At 35.4% G+C, this 17107-nt stretch carries 23 protein-coding genes; 12 read left to right on the top strand and 11 right to left on the bottom strand.

Annotation, left to right across the window (positions count from 1 at the left end; genetic code table 11):
* The 11 genes from H6F39_RS15620 to hypB form a co-directional block, all read left to right on the top strand.
* On the top strand, window positions 1-662 hold a 662-nt coding region (locus H6F39_RS15620; protein WP_304506181.1), incomplete at its 5' end, for a type ISP restriction/modification enzyme.
* Between the two features lie 39 nt (window positions 663-701).
* Entirely contained in the window at window positions 702-1862 is a 1161-nt protein-coding gene (locus tag H6F39_RS15615; protein WP_190396982.1) for a hypothetical protein, read from the top strand.
* Window positions 1863-1893: 31 nt separating this feature from the next.
* Window positions 1894-4239 carry a carbamoyltransferase HypF gene (hypF, locus tag H6F39_RS15610; protein WP_190396981.1) on the top strand — a complete coding sequence of 782 codons (2346 nt, stop codon included), beginning with the start codon at window positions 1894-1896 and terminating at the stop codon, window positions 4237-4239.
* A 59-nt stretch (window positions 4240-4298) separates the two neighbouring features.
* Window positions 4299-4544: a HypC/HybG/HupF family hydrogenase formation chaperone gene (locus H6F39_RS15605; RefSeq protein ID WP_137909073.1), complete on the top strand. Its 246-nt coding sequence runs from the start codon at window positions 4299-4301 to the stop codon at window positions 4542-4544.
* Between the two features lie 145 nt (window positions 4545-4689).
* Entirely contained in the window at window positions 4690-5841 is a 1152-nt protein-coding gene (gene hypD, locus H6F39_RS15600; protein ID WP_190396980.1) for a hydrogenase formation protein HypD, read from the top strand.
* Window positions 5842-5865: 24 nt separating this feature from the next.
* Entirely contained in the window at window positions 5866-6081 is a 216-nt protein-coding gene (locus H6F39_RS15595; RefSeq protein ID WP_028089727.1) for a 4-oxalocrotonate tautomerase family protein, read from the top strand.
* A 78-nt stretch (window positions 6082-6159) separates the two neighbouring features.
* The gene (hypE, locus tag H6F39_RS15590; RefSeq protein ID WP_137909071.1) at window positions 6160-7254 is read left to right on the top strand and encodes a hydrogenase expression/formation protein HypE; all 1095 of its coding nucleotides are present in this window, start codon (window positions 6160-6162) and stop codon (window positions 7252-7254) included.
* Between the two features lie 183 nt (window positions 7255-7437).
* Window positions 7438-7701: a type II toxin-antitoxin system Phd/YefM family antitoxin gene (locus tag H6F39_RS15585; protein ID WP_137909070.1), complete on the top strand. Its 264-nt coding sequence runs from the start codon at window positions 7438-7440 to the stop codon at window positions 7699-7701.
* The gene (locus tag H6F39_RS15580; protein ID WP_231395417.1) at window positions 7673-8020 is read left to right on the top strand and encodes a type II toxin-antitoxin system RelE/ParE family toxin; all 348 of its coding nucleotides are present in this window, start codon (window positions 7673-7675) and stop codon (window positions 8018-8020) included. Before H6F39_RS15585 ends, H6F39_RS15580 begins: the two co-directional genes overlap by 29 nt.
* Window positions 8021-8130: 110 nt before the next feature.
* The gene (hypA, locus tag H6F39_RS15575) at window positions 8131-8472 is read left to right on the top strand and encodes a hydrogenase maturation nickel metallochaperone HypA (protein ID WP_028089723.1); all 342 of its coding nucleotides are present in this window, start codon (window positions 8131-8133) and stop codon (window positions 8470-8472) included.
* A complete protein-coding gene (hypB, locus tag H6F39_RS15570) occupies window positions 8463-9287 on the top strand; it encodes a hydrogenase nickel incorporation protein HypB (protein WP_137909069.1) in 825 nt (274 codons plus the stop codon). The genes hypA and hypB overlap by 10 nt, the downstream gene beginning before the upstream one ends.
* Window positions 9288-9338: 51 nt before the next feature.
* On the opposite strand, the gene H6F39_RS15565 is transcribed toward hypB, so the two are convergent.
* The 7 genes from H6F39_RS15565 to H6F39_RS15535 form a co-directional block, all read right to left on the bottom strand.
* Window positions 9339-9947 carry a class I SAM-dependent methyltransferase gene (locus H6F39_RS15565; protein ID WP_137909068.1) on the bottom strand — a complete coding sequence of 203 codons (609 nt, stop codon included), beginning with the start codon at window positions 9945-9947 and terminating at the stop codon, window positions 9339-9341.
* A 109-nt stretch (window positions 9948-10056) separates the two neighbouring features.
* Window positions 10057-10428, bottom strand: coding sequence for a hypothetical protein (locus H6F39_RS15560; protein WP_137909067.1), 372 nt, complete (start codon window positions 10426-10428; stop codon window positions 10057-10059).
* Window positions 10421-11419, bottom strand: a complete 999-nt coding sequence (locus tag H6F39_RS15555) for an LLM class flavin-dependent oxidoreductase (RefSeq protein WP_190372517.1) — start codon at window positions 11417-11419, stop codon at window positions 10421-10423. Before H6F39_RS15555 ends, H6F39_RS15560 begins: the two co-directional genes overlap by 8 nt.
* Before the next feature lie 18 nt (window positions 11420-11437).
* A complete protein-coding gene (locus tag H6F39_RS15550; RefSeq protein WP_028083567.1) occupies window positions 11438-11773 on the bottom strand; it encodes a hypothetical protein in 336 nt (111 codons plus the stop codon).
* 145 nt (window positions 11774-11918) lie between these two features.
* Window positions 11919-12230, bottom strand: coding sequence for a hypothetical protein (locus tag H6F39_RS15545; RefSeq protein WP_028083566.1), 312 nt, complete (start codon window positions 12228-12230; stop codon window positions 11919-11921).
* Between the two features lie 2 nt (window positions 12231-12232).
* Window positions 12233-12496: a hypothetical protein gene (locus H6F39_RS15540; RefSeq protein WP_168358310.1), complete on the bottom strand. Its 264-nt coding sequence runs from the start codon at window positions 12494-12496 to the stop codon at window positions 12233-12235.
* A gap of 37 nt (window positions 12497-12533) precedes the next feature.
* Window positions 12534-12962, bottom strand: a complete 429-nt coding sequence (locus tag H6F39_RS15535) for a hypothetical protein (protein WP_190396979.1) — start codon at window positions 12960-12962, stop codon at window positions 12534-12536.
* A gap of 683 nt (window positions 12963-13645) precedes the next feature.
* On the opposite strand from H6F39_RS15535, the gene cysK reads away from it, so the two are divergent.
* A complete protein-coding gene (cysK, locus tag H6F39_RS15530) occupies window positions 13646-14587 on the top strand; it encodes a cysteine synthase A (RefSeq protein WP_137909064.1) in 942 nt (313 codons plus the stop codon).
* A gap of 66 nt (window positions 14588-14653) precedes the next feature.
* Here the strand turns inward: cysK and H6F39_RS15525 are convergent, their stop codons facing one another.
* The 4 genes from H6F39_RS15525 to H6F39_RS15510 all read right to left on the bottom strand — a co-directional run bounded on the left by H6F39_RS15525 (window position 14654) and on the right by H6F39_RS15510 (window position 17088).
* Window positions 14654-15127 carry an ArsC/Spx/MgsR family protein gene (locus tag H6F39_RS15525; RefSeq protein ID WP_137909063.1) on the bottom strand — a complete coding sequence of 158 codons (474 nt, stop codon included), beginning with the start codon at window positions 15125-15127 and terminating at the stop codon, window positions 14654-14656.
* Window positions 15128-15270: 143 nt separating this feature from the next.
* The gene (locus tag H6F39_RS15520) at window positions 15271-15882 is read right to left on the bottom strand and encodes a cupin (protein ID WP_190396978.1); all 612 of its coding nucleotides are present in this window, start codon (window positions 15880-15882) and stop codon (window positions 15271-15273) included.
* 33 nt (window positions 15883-15915) lie between these two features.
* Window positions 15916-16401, bottom strand: coding sequence for a hypothetical protein (locus H6F39_RS15515; protein WP_137909061.1), 486 nt, complete (start codon window positions 16399-16401; stop codon window positions 15916-15918).
* 96 nt (window positions 16402-16497) lie between these two features.
* Complete coding sequence (locus H6F39_RS15510; RefSeq protein WP_190372519.1) at window positions 16498-17088, bottom strand: heme-copper oxidase subunit III; 591 nt, start codon at window positions 17086-17088, stop codon at window positions 16498-16500.
* Window positions 17089-17107 lie beyond the last annotated feature (19 nt).

The raw sequence follows: 17107 nt of genomic DNA, 5'->3' as shown, positions 1-17107 counted from the left end.
AACATTGTACTGTATCGTTAAAAAGTAGAGAAGCAACTTATGTTTTTCCTCTTTATATCTACCCAAATACAGAAAATAAACAAACAAATCTTTTTGTAGAAAAAACTCCTAACTTATCCCCAAAATTCTTACAAGCTATCAAAGAAAAACTTGGTAAAATACCCACACCAGAACAAATCTTTTACTATGCTTATGCTATATTTCACAGTCCTACATACCGCACTAGATACGCTGAATTTCTGAAAATAGATTTTCCCCGTCTTCCCTTAACTAGTAATCAAAACCTATTTAACTCATTAGCTATCAAGGGAGAAGAATTAGTTGACTTACATTTAATCAAATCCGATAAACTCAATAATTTAATTACAACCTATCAAACAATAGAAGATAATCAAGTTAACGAAGTTACCTATAATTCAGAATTGCAAAGAGTATATATTAATAAGCAAAGTTATTTTACAGATATTCCTCAACATATCTGGGAATTTAAAATCGGAGGATATCAAGTATTAGATAAATGGTTAAAAGACAGAAAAAACGCCAAACGTCAATTATCTACCCAAGAAATTAACCATTATCAAAAAATTGTTATCTCCTTAACAGAAACTTTCCGAATAATGCAGGAAATTGATAGAATTATTCCAGGTTTTCCCATAGAGTAAAAACTGGTAATATTAACCAATAATAATTCCCTATCTACATTGCAAACCCAAAATATATCCCATTTCTCCCTCTTCCCTCATAGCGCCAAAATAATATTAGGAAATAATATTACACCAGAACAGTTAGTAATTCCCCTTGTACCCACTCCGACAACAATGTTTGGACCCCGTGCAGCTTGTTTATTATCACCAACCGGACCGTTATGGGTAGCAGATACAGGACATCATCGTTTATTGGGGTGGCAAAATTTACCCACAAAAGACCATGAACCTGCGGACTGGGTAATAGGACAACCAGACTTTTTTCATGAAGGACAAAATGCAAAAAATACACCAGGAAAATCTACATTTAGTGTACCTACGGGTATTTGTAAATGTGGTCATGGTTTAGCGGTTGCAGATGCTTGGAATCATCGTATTTTAATCTGGTATAATACACCTAAGGATAGTCATATTCCCGCAGATTTAGTATTAGGACAAACTAACTTTCTTGATCATGAACCAAATCGAGGACACCAACAACCCGCAGCTAATACTCTACATTGGCCTTACGGTATTTTCCATTATCAAGGTCAGCTATTTGTAGCTGATACCGGAAATCGTCGGTTATTAATTTGGAATCAATTACCCACAGAAAATGGTCAACCTGCGGATATAGTTTTGGGACAACCAGACATGATATCACGCAATGAAAATGGGGGTAGTTCTCCCACTGCTGCTAGTATGCGTTGGTGTCATGATATCACGATGTGGGATGATAATTTAGTTGTGACTGATGCAGGTAATAACAGGGTGATGATTTGGCCAGGAATACCAACAGAAAATAATACTCCTTGTGCGGTGATTTTAGGACAAAAAAACTTTAATTTTGTAGAATTAAATCAAGGGGTTTATTTTCCTAGTGCTAGTAGTTTAAGTATGCCTTATGGAGTAGATATTTGGGGAGATTATTTAATGGTAGCTGATACAGCTAATTCGCGTTTAGTAGGATGGAAAAAACGAGAATCTATTTTATTATTACAGGGTGCAGATGCTGATATTGTCATTGGGCAAGATAACTTTACAAATAAAAGTGAAAATCGCAATTTTGGACTAGCAACGCGACAAAGTTTAAATTGGTGTTATGGAGTTAAGGTTTGTGGAGAAGTTGCGGTAATTGCTGATTCTGGGAATAATCGCGTTTTGATTTGGAAGTTTTGATTATCTCACGCAAAGTCGCAGAAGAGGAAGAATGAGAATAGAAGAAATTCGGGTTAGTGGGACTGTACAAGGTGTGGGTTTCCGTCCTACCGTTTATCGTTTAGCTAATATTTTAGGTTTGAAAGGTGAGGTTTATAATGATGGCAAAGGGGTGTTAATTCGTGTTTCTGGTAGTGAGGAAATAATAACGGAGTTTGTGAATAAATTATATCAAGAATGTCCGCCTTTGGCAAGAATTAATCAGGTGGTTAGAGGTCTATATTGGGGAGAATTTAATTTTGATAATTTTGTGATTTCTCCAAGTGTTAATAGTGTGATAAAAACTCAAGTTTCTCCTGACGCTGCAAGTTGTCCCCAATGTCAAAGGGAAATTTTTGATCCTTTTAGTCGTTATTTTCGCTATCCTTTTACTAATTGTACTCATTGTGGTCCAAGGTTAACTATTATTCGCGCTATTCCTTACGATAGAGATAATACGAGTATGGCCAATTTTCCAATATGTAAGGAATGTAAAAGAGAATATCAAGATGTGGAAAATCGTCGTTTTCATGCTCAACCTGTGGCTTGTTTTGTATGCGGACCTCGTGCATGGTTAGAAAGGGCTGACGGTAAACCTGTGATATCTGATATGTTCTCAATGTTGGATGATGTGGATGCTGTTTGTACTTTATTACAAAAGGGTGAAATTGTCGCTATTAAAGGTTTAGGTGGTTTTCATTTGGCTTGTGATGCTACTTTAGAAAATGCAGTGATAAAACTCAGAACTCGTAAACATAGATATCATAAACCTTTGGCTTTAATGGCCAGAGATATAAATATTATTTCTGAATATTGCTATATTAATGATTTAGAAAAAGCATTATTAACAAGTTCGGCTGCACCTATTGTTTTATTAAAAATAAAAGATAATCATCAATTAGCATCTGCTATAGCACCAGGACAAAATACCCTGGGTTTTATGTTACCTTATACGCCTTTACATCATTTAATTCTCAGAAGAATGAAAGTACCAATAGTTTTAACTAGTGCTAATATTTCTGATGAACCACAATGTATAAATAATGAAGATGCTAAAGATAAATTATCGAAAATAGCTGATTATTTTCTATTACATAATCGAGATATTGTTAATAGAGTAGATGATTCGGTAGTTAGAGTTATTGATAATAAAATTCAAACCCTCAGACGTGCTAGAGGATATGCACCAGCACCAATTATTTTACCACCAGGATTTGAAAAAATACCGCCTATTTTAGCCATGGGTAGTGAGTTGAAAAATACCTTTTGTTTATTAAGAGCAGGTGAGGCAATTTTATCACAACATTTAGGAGATTTAGAAAATGCGTCCGCGTTTAATGCTTATCAAGAAACATTGAATTTATATCTAAATTTATTTCAACATAAACCAGAAATAATTGCTATTGATAAACATCCAGAATACTTATCATCTAAACTTGGTAAACAACTAGCAACGGTTAATCATATTAAATTAGCAGAAATTCAACATCATCACGCCCATATAGCCGCTTGTATGGCAGAAAATCAAATTTATTTAGATACAAAACCGATTTTAGGAATAGCCTTTGATGGTTTGGGATATGGAGAAGACGATACATTATGGGGAGGAGAATTTTTATTAGCAGATTATCAAAATTTTCAAAGATTAGCAACATTTAAACCTATGCCAATGATAGGAGGAAAACAGGCAATTTATCAACCTTGGAGAAATACCTATTCTCAATTAATTAATGCTTTTAGTTGGCAAGAAATACGAGAAAAATACAGGGATTTAGCAATAATCAAATTTTTAGAACATAAAAACCCTAAACTACTCAACCAAATCATAGAAAAAGGTATTAATTCACCCTTAACATCATCAGTAGGCCGATTATTTGATGCAGTTGCAGCAGCCATAGGTATTTGTCCAGAACAATGCAGCTATGAAGGACAAGCAGCCATAGAAATGGAAGCAATAGCTGATACCAATATTTTAAACAATGATGAAGAAACTCTAAATTATTCCTTTAAATTGGAAAAATCAGCTAATATATATTATATAGATACATCCCCGACATGGCGAGAAATTTTGAATGATATAAAACAGCATATTTCATCACCAGAAATAGCAGCAAAATTTCATAAAAGTTTAGCTGTTGCTATTGTAACAATTGTTAAACAACTTAGACAAGAACATCAATTTAATCAAGTAGCATTAACAGGAGGAGTATTTCAGAATCAAATTTTATTAAAACAGGTAAAAATGCGGTTAGAAAAATTAGAAATTAACGTATTAACTCATAGTATATTACCCACAAATGATGGCGGTTTATCATTAGGACAAAGTGTAATTGCAGCCGCCAAATACTTAAAAAAGTAACAAAAAATTCGTCCTCTGTGCCTGGAGTGGGATGTAAATCTAAAAAAAGGAAAACTAAAATGTGTTTAGGAATACCCGGACAAATAACAGAAATAACCAACAGAGAACACAAACTAGCCACAGTTAATATTGGAGGAGTCAAAAGAGAAATAAATATAGCCTGTATAGTTGACCAACAACACCCACCAGAGGCTTGTATAGGAGATTGGGTATTAGTTCATGTTGGTTTTGCCATGAACAGAATTAACGAACAAGAAGCAGCAGAAACATTAAAACTATTGCAAGAAATAGCCGCCTTGCACTAAAGTACAAGGCTAATAGAAAAAGTCCGTTAAAACGGACTGGAAAAACAAAATAATGACATTCTAGCTAATCATAGCTAATCAATTTATGTTTTGTAAAGTAATTAATCCAAAATCTAAAATCTAAAATCTAAAATCTAAAATTGATATGAAATATGTAGACGAATTTCGCAACCCCGCAAAAGCCCAAGCATTACAACAAGAAATAACCAAACTCAGCCAACAAATAAATAGACATTTAAAAATCATGGAAGTATGTGGAGGACATACCCATTCCATTTTTAAATATGGAATCGAAGAAATATTACCCGATAATATAGAATTAATTCATGGTCCTGGTTGTCCAGTTTGTGTGATGCCTAAAGGTAGAATAGAGGATGCGATCGCACTGTGTCAACTACCCAACATCATATTTACCACATTTGGCGACGCAATGCGTGTACCTGGTGCAAAAACCAGCCTTTTGCAAGCTAAAGCCCAAGGTGCGGATATTCGCATGATTTATTCACCCTTAGATAGCCTGAAAATAGCCAAAGAAAACCCCCATAAAGAAATAGTATTTTTCGGTTTAGGCTTTGAAACCACCGCCCCCAGCACTGCATTTACCATACTTCAAGCAGCCGCAGAAAATATCACTAATTTTAGTATGTTTTCTAATCATGTATTAGTAATTCCCGCCTTGCAAGCATTATTAGAAAATCCCGATTTACAACTTGATGGTTTTGTTGGTCCTGGTCATGTAAGTATGGTCATAGGCACAGAACCTTATGAATTTATTACCCAACAATATCATAAACCAATTGTTATTTCTGGCTTTGAACCATTAGATATCTTCCAATCAATTTGGATGTTATTAAAACAAATAGTAGAAAATCGTTGTCAAGTTGAAAATCAATATAACCGGTTAGTAGAAACTAGGGGAAATCAAAACGCATTAACAGCCATGAATCAAGTTTTTACAGTGCGAGAAAAATTTGCATGGCGAGGTTTAGGAGAAATACCCAATTCCGGTTTCAAAATTCGCCCAGAATATGCCCAATTTGATGCTGAAGTTAAATTTACAATTCCGAATTTAAAAATAGCAGATCATAAAGCTTGTCAATGTGGAGAAATTCTCAAAGGAGTTTTAAAACCTTGGCAATGTCAAGTATTTGGAACAGCTTGCACACCGGAAACACCCATAGGAACTTGTATGGTTTCTTCTGAAGGTGCTTGTGCAGCATATTACAAATATGGGCGACTGTCAACCATGGCAAAAAGAGATAAATCAGGTGTATCTACCGAACCTATATCAGTCTAAATCGCACAATTTGAGGAAAATTATATGCCTTTTGTCACTGTTCAAATTGGTAAGGGTCACTCCATAGAAAAAAAGCGTAAACTAGCCCAAGCTGTCACTGAAGCTTTAGTTTCTGCACTAGGAACAAAACCCGAATGGATAACTATTCATATTGATGAATTTGAACGAGATAATTGGGCGGTTGGAGGGGTTTTACACTCTGATAAACACGCTGGTAGACATGAAGAAACTGGCAGATAATTAACTAATAATGACAGGCAAGATGCCTGTCCCACAACAAAAAATATAATTACAAATAATTACAAAGCAATTTTAAAAATGACAATTAACTCTGATCAGAATCCACTTTTCCAAAAAATTGAGCAAGTCCGTCGTCGTCAAGGAAAGATAAGAGATACTCACATTAACTTATCCCATGGTAGCGGTGGTAAAGCCATGAGAGACCTAATAGATGATATCTTTGTGAAAAGTTTTGATAATCCCATTTTATCCCAATTAGAAGACCAAGCCACATTTGATTTACTGAGTCTTTCTCAACATGGAAAACGATTAGCATTTACTACAGATTCCTATGTAGTAGATCCTTTATTTTTTCCTGGTTCAGACATAGGAGAATTAGCAATTAATGGTACAATTAATGATTTAGCCGTGAGTGGGGCAAAACCTTTATATCTCACTTGTAGCATGATTTTAGAAGAAGGTTTACCCATAGAAACATTAAGAAAAGTTGTGGCTAGTATGCAGAAAGCAGCCGAAAAAGCTGGAGTGCAAATAGTCACAGGAGACACCAAAGTTGTTAATAGAGGTTGTGCCGATAAATTATTTATAAATACTGCCGGCATTGGGATAATTCCCCCAAACATTGATATTTCTCCTCGCAACATTCAACCGGGAGACGTAGTAATTATTAATGGAGAAATAGGAAATCATGGCACAGCAATATTAATTGCCAGAGGAGAATTAGCATTAGAAACAGATATAGAAAGTGACTGTCAACCACTGCATGAATTAGTCGCCGAAATTATTAAAATTTGTCCCCAAATTCACGCCATGCGAGACGCAACCAGAGGAGGTTTAGCCACAGTATTAAATGAATTTGCCCTCACTTCTAACTTAGGAATACGCATTCATGAAAATGCAATTCCCATTAAAGAAGAAGTAAATGGAGTATGTGAAATCTTAGGTTTAGAACCCTTATATTTAGCCAACGAAGGAAAATTAGTCATAGTTGCACCTCCAGAAAAAGCCGATTTGATTTTAGCAACAATGAAAAACCACCCCACGGGAAAACAAGCCTCTATTATAGGTGAAATCATTCCCCACCCACCAGGAATAGTCCTTTTAAAAACCGCCTTTGGTGCAGAAAGAATCATAGATATGCTAGTAGGTGATCAACTGCCCAGAATATGTTAAAATCTATAAATTATGTAGGTTTGGTTGACCTATGTTACCCAACACTTCTGACATTTTTGCGGTTTTGTTGGGTTGCGCTGTCGCTTAACCCAACCTACAAATTCTATCATCAACACAGAAGTCGGGTATCTTGTGCATGAATTAGTGATATAATCATATACAATACTTATTTTTTACCAGAATATGTTAAAACACCTCACAATTACAGAAGCACAACAGCAAATTTTACATTTGCCAGATGATGTACAACAAGAGCCAATAATTATTACCAAACATGGTAAACCAGTTATGGCGGCTATTAGTTTTGAGCAATATGAATCTTTATTAGAAACTTTAGCAATTTTATTTGATCAAGAATTTAACCAACAATTACAAGAAAGTATAGCTCAAGCACACAGGGGAGAAACTATTAGTTGGCATGATGCAAAACTCAAACTCGGACTTTGAAAAACCACAAACTGATAATATTGAATTTGAAATTCAGTTAACGCCTTTAGCATTGGAGATGTTAACAAATATTAAAGATAAACGTCACCAAAAAGCTCTAATTTCACGAATTGATAAACTAAAAATAGAACCTGAAAAGCAGGGAAAACCTTTAACTGGACAACTAATAAATTATCGTAGTCTTAGGGCTGTAGGGCAACGCTACCGTATAGTTTATCAAGTGGAAAATGATAAGGTAGTTGTTTTAGTAGTTGGCATAGGTTTAAGAAAGGAAGGTAATAAGGAAGATATTTATAATCTCTTACAAAAATTATTGTAGCAGTTCCCATGCTCGTGAGATACAAAGTTTTTTAGTTTTAGGGAACAGGAAATAAATTGATGTATACTTTATTATACTCCTTGTCCGTAACGGCTCAACTGTCACCTAATATGCACGAACTCGGAATAACTCAAAATATCATTGCCATAGTCACCGAAAATGCCCAAGGTAAAAAAGTCCAAAGAGTATTATTAGAAGTTGGTAAATTATCGGCTATTATGCCAGATGCCATTAAATTTTGTTTTGATATTTGCGCCCAAGGTACAATAGTTGAAGGGGCAAGATTAGAAATTTTGGAAATACCAGGAATGGCTAAATGTCGTCAATGTGGTACAAATTTTTATGTCGAAAAACCTTTTGGTATTTGTGAATGTGGTAGTATTAAATTAGATATAATAGCTGGTGAAGAACTAAAAATTAAAGAAATTGAAGTAGAGGAATTATGTGTGTAATTTGCGGATGTTCTGGTGATAATCAAACAACAATTACAAATATGGAAAATGAACACCATCATACTCATACTTTAGCAGATGGAACTGTAATTACTCATTCTCATCATCATGAGGAAACAACCCAAATTCATGCTCAAATTCATAATACAACCATATCTTTAGAACAAGAAATATTAGGTAAAAATAACCTATTAGCTGCCCAAAATCGCGGCTGGTTTAAAGGTCGAAATATTCTGGCTTTAAATTTAATGAGTTCTCCCGGTGCAGGTAAAACTACTTTATTAACTCGCACTATTAATGATTTAAAAAATACACTAACTATCAGCGTTATTGAAGGTGATCAAGAAACTACAAATGATGCTGAAAAAATTAAATCCACTGGTTGTCAAGTCGTACAAATTAACACGGGTACAGGCTGTCACTTAGAAGCATCAATGATAGAAAAAGGGCTGCAAGAATTAAATCCGCCCCTTAATTCTGTGGTGATGATTGAAAATGTCGGAAATTTGGTTTGTCCGGCTTTATTTGACTTGGGAGAAGGGGCTAAGGTGGTAATTTTATCGGTGACGGAAGGGGAAGATAAACCCATTAAATACCCTTATATGTTTCGCAGTAGTGATATTATGATTTTAACGAAAATTGATTTATTACCTTATATCAATTTTGATGTTCAGCGCTGTATTGAATATGCTAAACAGGTGAATCCCAAAATCCAAGTTTTCCAAGTTTCTGCTACTACTGGGGCAGGGTTGGAAGGTTTATATAATTGGTTATCTGAACAGGTCAATAATTCATCAAATTTGATTTCTGTTTAAATATTAAATCAAAATGGTGCGTTACGCTGTCGCTAACGCACCCTACGAGGATTATTTTTGAAAAACAGTTAATAATACAAACCCCAATAAGGGATAATGACCTACACAAGTTAAACCAGCATTATTCCCCATTTCTTCTCTTTGTTTTTGGCTATAAAATCTAACTGCTGTATGAGAATGGGGTGTAATTTGACATGATGATGAGTTGTTAAAAGTAATGTCCACTAAATAAAATTTACCACCGGGAGAAAGTACCCTTGCTACTTCTTTTAAAACCTGGTCTGGTTGGGGATAATGCAAAAAGCTGATAGTATTAAAAATCGCATCAAATTGTCCCTCTACAAAGGGGAGATTTTCGGCATTACCTTCAAGGTAAATTAAGCGGGGACGGTGGCGGTTATTTTGCCTCGCTACCCGCAACATTTGCGGAGATAAATCTAAACCTGTGCCTGTAATTTCTGGAAACTGATTTGCTAATCTATTTAATAATCTACCTGTTCCACAACCTAAATCAAGTACATTGGCATTTGCTGATAATTCAACTTGGGAAAGTAATCTTTTATGAATTGCTTGATAAATAAAGGAAGGAAATGTCCAATCATAACTATTTGCCCAACGATCAAATAGTGCTTTTTTGTTATTAATCATGTTGTTAATCATGGCTGGTATATTGTATTTATTTTATTATAACAAGATAGAAGATAAATCCCCGACTGCTTGAAGAAGTCGAGGATCAGGTGATTTTAGTGATTAAAATATAATTTAGGACTTACAACCAATCTCGATAGGCTGAAATTTCATTCACTCCAATTTCAAAGGGTGATCCTTTGCCAAAAGGAGGATAAACGCGAATTTTGGCATCTTTAGTGAATCTTTCCAGCCTATTTCCTAATTGGGGAATATTACTAACTATATGCCAATAGGCAACCAGATCGGGACAGTCTACAATTAACATCAAAGTCGTCTTATTTGTGGTCATGTACCACTGACAATTAGATAGTAATACTTGGGTAATGCGATCGCACGCATAAAAGAAGCACTTACCAATAGACTGTTCCAACTCTAAATGTAGCATTCCATCCTCTTTTGTTACCTGAGTCGGAGGTAAATCATCGGGAGGAAGTAGGGAAAGTTTAGACATAATTCCGCACCTCTTGATTGTAGCGTTGTAAACTTTCTCGATTTTTTTGTAAGGAAAAAGATGAAGGTTTTAACGCTAGTGTGCTGAGATTTAATTCGTCCTGAAATTTCTTGATTTTGTCACGACAACCGTTGACATCACCGATAATTGAGTTTTCCAGCAAATAGTCCTCATCAAAACAAATATTTGTCCGATCAAATGCTGGTTGTTGAGGACTTTTTTCCATTACTTGAGTTGAGTTAGCCGTCATTTCTTTGCTAAAATGACGAATAAAAGGTAATGCTTCATTTACCGCTTGATCATGAGTTTTACCCACAAAAAAGAACCGCGCTAACAGGAACTTTTCTGCACCACGTTGATTAAATTCCCGATATTTATTAACCGTCTTCTTTAGTCTTGCTAAAGAAAACGGCGGACCCCCCATTAAACCAAAGGAATTTTTAGCAGCAAAATTAACTGCATCATCATCACCACTAGCAACATATATAGGAATTGGTTTTTGCAGTGGTTGGGGTTGTATCGTCAGATTTTCGCATTGATAATATTCGCCATTAAATGATACGTTAGTTTCATATAATAGCTTTTGAATCAATGCCACTGACTCTAACATTCTGGTGCGAGATTCCTGCATTTTCACACCAAAATGTTTATTTTGCTGTGGAAAAGGTCCACCTTTAGCTACTCCAAAAGCCAACCTACCACTACAAAGATTGTCCAAAGTAGCAATATCTTCAGCCACGCGAATTGGTTGGTGAAATGGCAATAATACAGCCGCAGTTCCTAGACGAATTTGCGAAGTCACACCTGCTAAATGTGCCAACAATAGCAGAATTGAAGGACTGAGATTGAACTCATTAAAATGATGTTCTGTTACCCAAGCTTCTTCAAAACCTAAACTTTCAGCCTCCTTCACCAATAAAACTTGTTCAAAGATAGTGCGTCTAGCATCATGGTGATGATTTTCGTAATTGCAGAAAAGTCCTGTTTTCATTGTTAACCAAATATTAGATTAGGCTGCCACTAATTGCAACTCCAACCATAATCGAGGTTCAGACTGTTTTAACTTCGACATAGGATCACGTAGCAATCGTTTAGCATTGAGACAAACTACTTGAATTAGCCCCATATTTTCAGCTAATTCTCTGAGGATTTGTTTTTGGGCTTGAATATAGGGCATTATGTCTTCTCGACAATAAATTCCTATATATTGAAACCGTTTTGCAGGTCGTCCCCAAAAGCAAGTGATAACTTTCACGTGGCAGCCTTCTAAAAGTTCTCCCACGGACGGATAATAGTCATCTACCACTCTGAGAAATTCTTGGGCTAGGATGTCTTCAGTAATCATTTGACTGATTCTTCTGTAGCGTCCATAACTCTATTTAGTATAACATATTATTATCAAATAAACCTAACAAAATTAATCATAAAATACATAAAATATCAGATCCCCAACTTCTTGAAGAAGTCGGGGATCTGAATATCTCCAATTTTTATCGAGAATTACGTTCTGCTACTAAAACATCAGCAATAATATCTGGTAGACTTTTTAAATCCGTATATCCTTCTGCACCAGCAATTGGGGAGATAAAAGTATAATTAGGGTCACAAACTCCTGTGTCATAAACCTGCATAAACCATCTATCAGGTAATCCCTCTACACCCAATTCTACAATATACCAACTCTCACCCATTAAGCGAGAATTAAATACTGTAAACCAATCTCTAAAATCATCAGCAATATTCCAATCTGCTAACAGAAATTCTAATGATATTTTTCCAGCATCAGTTGCGGTCAATAACATGATTACTCCTGATTGACAACTTGATCAGAAACTTCAGGATATAAACCTAATTCTTTAGCCAATTGTTTAGCAACAAAAAATAGAAATTGCGCCCCATCTTGATTACCTTGATGAGCAAACATTGTAGCTACTTGTAACATTGATTGCACTAAACCAGAGTCAATTAATTCGGGTTTTGCTTCTAAAACTTCTGGTTCTTGACCATTAGGACATTGGAGAAGTTCATCAATTAAATTAAAATACTGGGTTTGGCGTTCGTCTGTCATGATAATTTAGTTTATTGTGAATGATTAAGCTGAAAAATTACTGTTCGATGCTTTGTTTCCACATTCTTTCTAACATAGCAATGTGTTCTTTTAATACAGCAGCACGATAGACAAGATATCTGTCATAAGCGATAATTCCTACACCAATACAAATGGGTGTTACTAAAAATAACCATTGCAAAATTGTCGCTAATTTATATTTTTTTGCGGTAACTTTGAGTTGGTGCAGAAAATTGTGATCAGATGGTGGTGATTTGACTAAAGATAACTGAGTATTGATAATTTTTGTTTGGGGAGATAATGCTGAAGATGCTATATTTATTTTCTGCAATTCACAGGATAAATTCTGTGTTTTAACGAACTCTTTATGTTGTCCCCAAACCATAGCAAATACTATTATCCCTGGAGAAATTAATGCTAAAGTTACTAAACTTACAGTCAGCAGATTTAAAAATTTCACTTTCATGTTTATTCTCCCTTACCAGGACTTAATTACCTAGAAAGAAAATTTTTATGAGTATGTTTATTTTTTGCCCCTTTTTTATTCAAAATATGCTGATGACAAATGCAGGAGTTAAGAAGTCCCCCCTGATTCGTCAGACTTTCATCTGGAGAACTTCGGGGGGTAGAGGGGAATCTCTGCGTAAATCCTATATCGTTTATATCAGTTCCCTTTTTAGTCCCGATTTTCAGCAACTCAAGTTAATATTATTAAGATAATTACGACATTACTCAAATTCTGTGATCCTGATTTGGTAAGCATTTAAAAGAAATTAAAATATTTTTTGGGGTTGGGGTGCTAGTATTTATTGAGTGGGGGACTAGCATTTTTGAAAAAGGGGACGGGGTATTTTGTACTCAAACTCAAACCAAGACAGACTATTAGTTTTAGATATTTTGCTAAGAAAATTCCCAAGTACAAACTGTACTCAAATTACATCATTCCATGACAAAGATAAACCTAAGATATCTTAAATAGCTCAGAAACAACATTAAGATATTCTAATAGTTTTTAATAATTACTAATATTTTTGGTGAAATAGATAGAAATTATGCTAAAATAAGCGTGGTTAATACCAATACTCAATGAGATAAATACTTGAGCAAAATAGATTAATATATAAACTTTAGAAGTTTAGGAGTTAAAAAATGCGAATTGCTAAAGATGTAACAGAACTGATTGGAAAAACTCCATTAATTCAGTTAAATAAAATTCCCCAAACCGAAGGAGTGAAGGCCAGGATAGTTGTCAAACTAGAAAGTATGAATCCTGCGGCCTCTGTCAAAGACAGAATTGGCGTAAGTATGATTCTTTCCGCTGAAGCTGAAGGTTTAATTTCACCAGGAAAAACGGTTTTAGTTGAACCAACTTCCGGTAATACAGGTATTGCTTTAGCCATGGTAGCAGCCGCGCGGGGCTATAAATTGATTTTAACCATGCCCGAAACCATGAGTCAAGAAAGACGCGCCATGCTGCGGGCTTATGGTGCAAGTTTGGAGTTAACACCAGGAACTCAAGGAATGCGAGGAGCAATTAATAAAGCAGAGGAAATTGTGGCGAATACTCCCCATGCTTTTATGTTACAGCAATTTGCTAACCCTGCAAACCCGAAAATCCACCGAGAAACCACCGCTGAGGAAATTTGGGCGGATACGGACGGAGAAGTTGATATTTTAATTGCTGGGGTAGGAACAGGCGGTACAATTACTGGTATTGCAGAAGTGATTAAACAACGTAAACCCAGTTTTCAAGCTATTGCGGTAGAACCTAGCAACAGTCCCATTTTATCAGGTGGTAAACCCGGTCCTCATAAAATTCAAGGTATTGGTGCAGGATTTATTCCTGATGTGTTGCGTCAAGACTTAATTGATGAGATAGTCCAAGTTGATGATATAGATGCAATAGCGTATGGGCGTAGATTGGCCAGAGAAGAGGGTTTATTATCGGGAATATCTTCTGGTGCGGCTTTATCTGCGGCTATTGTTGTCGGTAAACGCCCAGAAAATGCGGGTAAATTAATTGTGGTGATTCAACCTTCCTTTGGTGAACGCTATTTAAGTACCGCTCTGTTTCAAGATTTGATGAGTTAATTAATTCACCCAAATTCGAGGGTGCGTTACTTTAACACTAACACACCCTACTAAAATTGTCAATTATTATTGGTGATTTTTACAACCACCTTGACCATGATGGTGGTCGTGATTATCTTTATTAGCACATCCTTGGAGGTCTTGCTGTAGGAGGTTTTCGCTCATTTGTTGCAAAGATTCATCCACAGGTTTTAAGCCTATCCATGCGTCAATTTTCTCCACATCAAAACCGATTTCTCTTTTGTCTCCTACTTCTATCAAAGGACGACGAATTAATAAAGGATCTCTCAGCATCATGATCAAAGCATTTTCAGCCGTGATATTTTCAGGATTCACCTCTCCTGATTTTACCCTGGGTGCGGCTTGATTAAACCATTCTATTACCGGGCGATCGCCAAAAAATGACCGCAATTTTTCTACAGTCCAAGGTTCTGTTAATAAACTATATGCTACCACTTCATGACCTGCGGCTGTGAGTAATACTTTTTGTCTGGTATTGTTTTTACAGCCTGGTTTTTCATAGAAAAGTACTCTGGCCATTGCTATTTCTCCTATTGGTTTCTAGATGGAAAATAATTAACCGCAGATCAACGCAGATTCAAGATGATTTTTTTGATTGATAGCTAACACCTATATCCCGAAATTATAACATTTGCTATTTTTGCCATTAGCTTGAAAATTCTTTAAAACTTTTTAGCAACGTGGTTAATTACATCAAATTCAAATCTCTGGTTTGGGTTTGTTTCTCCATAAATATTAAATGTTACTGTTGGTTCTTCACCCATTGCTTGAACATCATGTATTGTCTCAGGTGTCAAGCTGATAATATCACCAGGAAATAAGTTGATTTCTCCTGTTATTTCAATTTTATCAGGAAAATCAGGATTTCCACTACGTCGCCAAAATGTGTTTTTTTCCTGACCTTTTAATATAGCAATTACTCCCCATGTGCCATGATTATGAATAGTGGAAGTTGTTCCTGGTGCAAATGTTACTGTTTGTACGGTCAAGGGAAATCCTAATTCATCATATAATAATAAAACAGAAATTCCCGTTTTGGCATCAGGTTTTAAAAACTGACTTTGTACCCAATAGGAATTAACAATTAATCGTCTTACCAGGGTTCTTATTGCTGGAAGTTGGATTGATTCCTCTTCAACATGATTGAGTACATCTTCCACTTCAGTTAAAAAGCGATACAGACGATAATTATCCTGCAATAAATCCCATGACCTTGCTGATTTACAAATTTGATATTCTCCATTTTCCGCAACAAACCAATCTTTACCTTGCATAATTTATGAACGTTTATGAAAGTTAACGAAAGTTTAATCATCTGCTTCCGGTGGACGAGTTAAAATCTCTAGCAGAATACCAGCACCAAAATCATTTTTGTCATCAATTCCTTTAATTCTGCTACTAATTTCCTTCGCTTCTTCTATTTTTCCTAGTTTAGCTAATACCAAACCAGAAGCAGCATAAGCATTCAAATACAATCTGATTTGCGGTTCTTCCTGACGTTTGATTAAGATAGGTTTAAGTTCTTCCCACTTATCAGGTAGATTTTCCACTGCTTTGATTTTAGCGGTTATTTTCTCTGCTGTTGTCAGTGCTAAACCATAATTATTTTTGTAGTAAAAATATCTATAAGCTGCGACTAAAATATCTGTATTATCTGCTGTTTTAGCCAAAGCTTGCTGCATATATTTTGTCGATTCTTCTGTATTTTCCCAGGTGGCTGCGGCTAATATCAATAATTCTTTGATATCATCTGCAACATCAAACCATGAAAATCTATTGTTATCAGTTTTCATAATAGTTAATCCCTAGAAGTTTTTGCTGAAATTATGATAATTATTTTAGACAAGAACATGAGTAATTCCTAATTACGAATTACTCACAATCCATTTTTACAAAATATTGAGAAGATAGACCAAAGTAAAGAGAATAATCCAAATGATATCAACAAAGTGCCAGTAAATTTCTGCCATTTCTATGCCAGTATGTTTAGTAGCAGAATAATGATCACGACGGAAAGAACGCCATAGGACACCTAAAATTAATAACAGTCCTACAAAGACGTGCAAGCCGTGAAAACCTGTCATTAAATAAAAGCAATTCGAGAAAATATTGGTAGTGAATCCATAACCTAAATTCATGTATTCATAAACCTGACCAGCTAGGAATACAGCACCCATAATGGCGGTGATAAAATACCAAAACCGCATCCAACCCACACTATTTCTTTTAATTGCCATATCACCAAAATGAATGACAAAACTGCTAGAAACGAGGATGATAGTGTTAATAGCGGGGATAAATAATTCTACTTCTGTGCCTTCTGGTGGCCAAACTGCTGTCGTCCCTTTAAAAAACAAATAAGTGGCGAAAAATCCGCCAAACATCAAAGATTCAGAAGCGAGAAATGTGATTAAACCCCACACTCGTAAATCTGGATGTTCTCCGTCGCTGTGATGTTCACTGGGTGTAATTGCAGTCATATTATTTTCCTGGTAAATT

The sequence above is a fragment of the Dolichospermum sp. FACHB-1250 genome, assembly GCF_014696335.1.
GTDB lineage: Bacteria > Cyanobacteriota > Cyanobacteriia > Cyanobacteriales > Nostocaceae > Dolichospermum > Dolichospermum planctonicum.
Note: the sequence above shows the minus strand (reverse complement) of the source record. Positions and strands in the feature narration are given on the sequence as shown.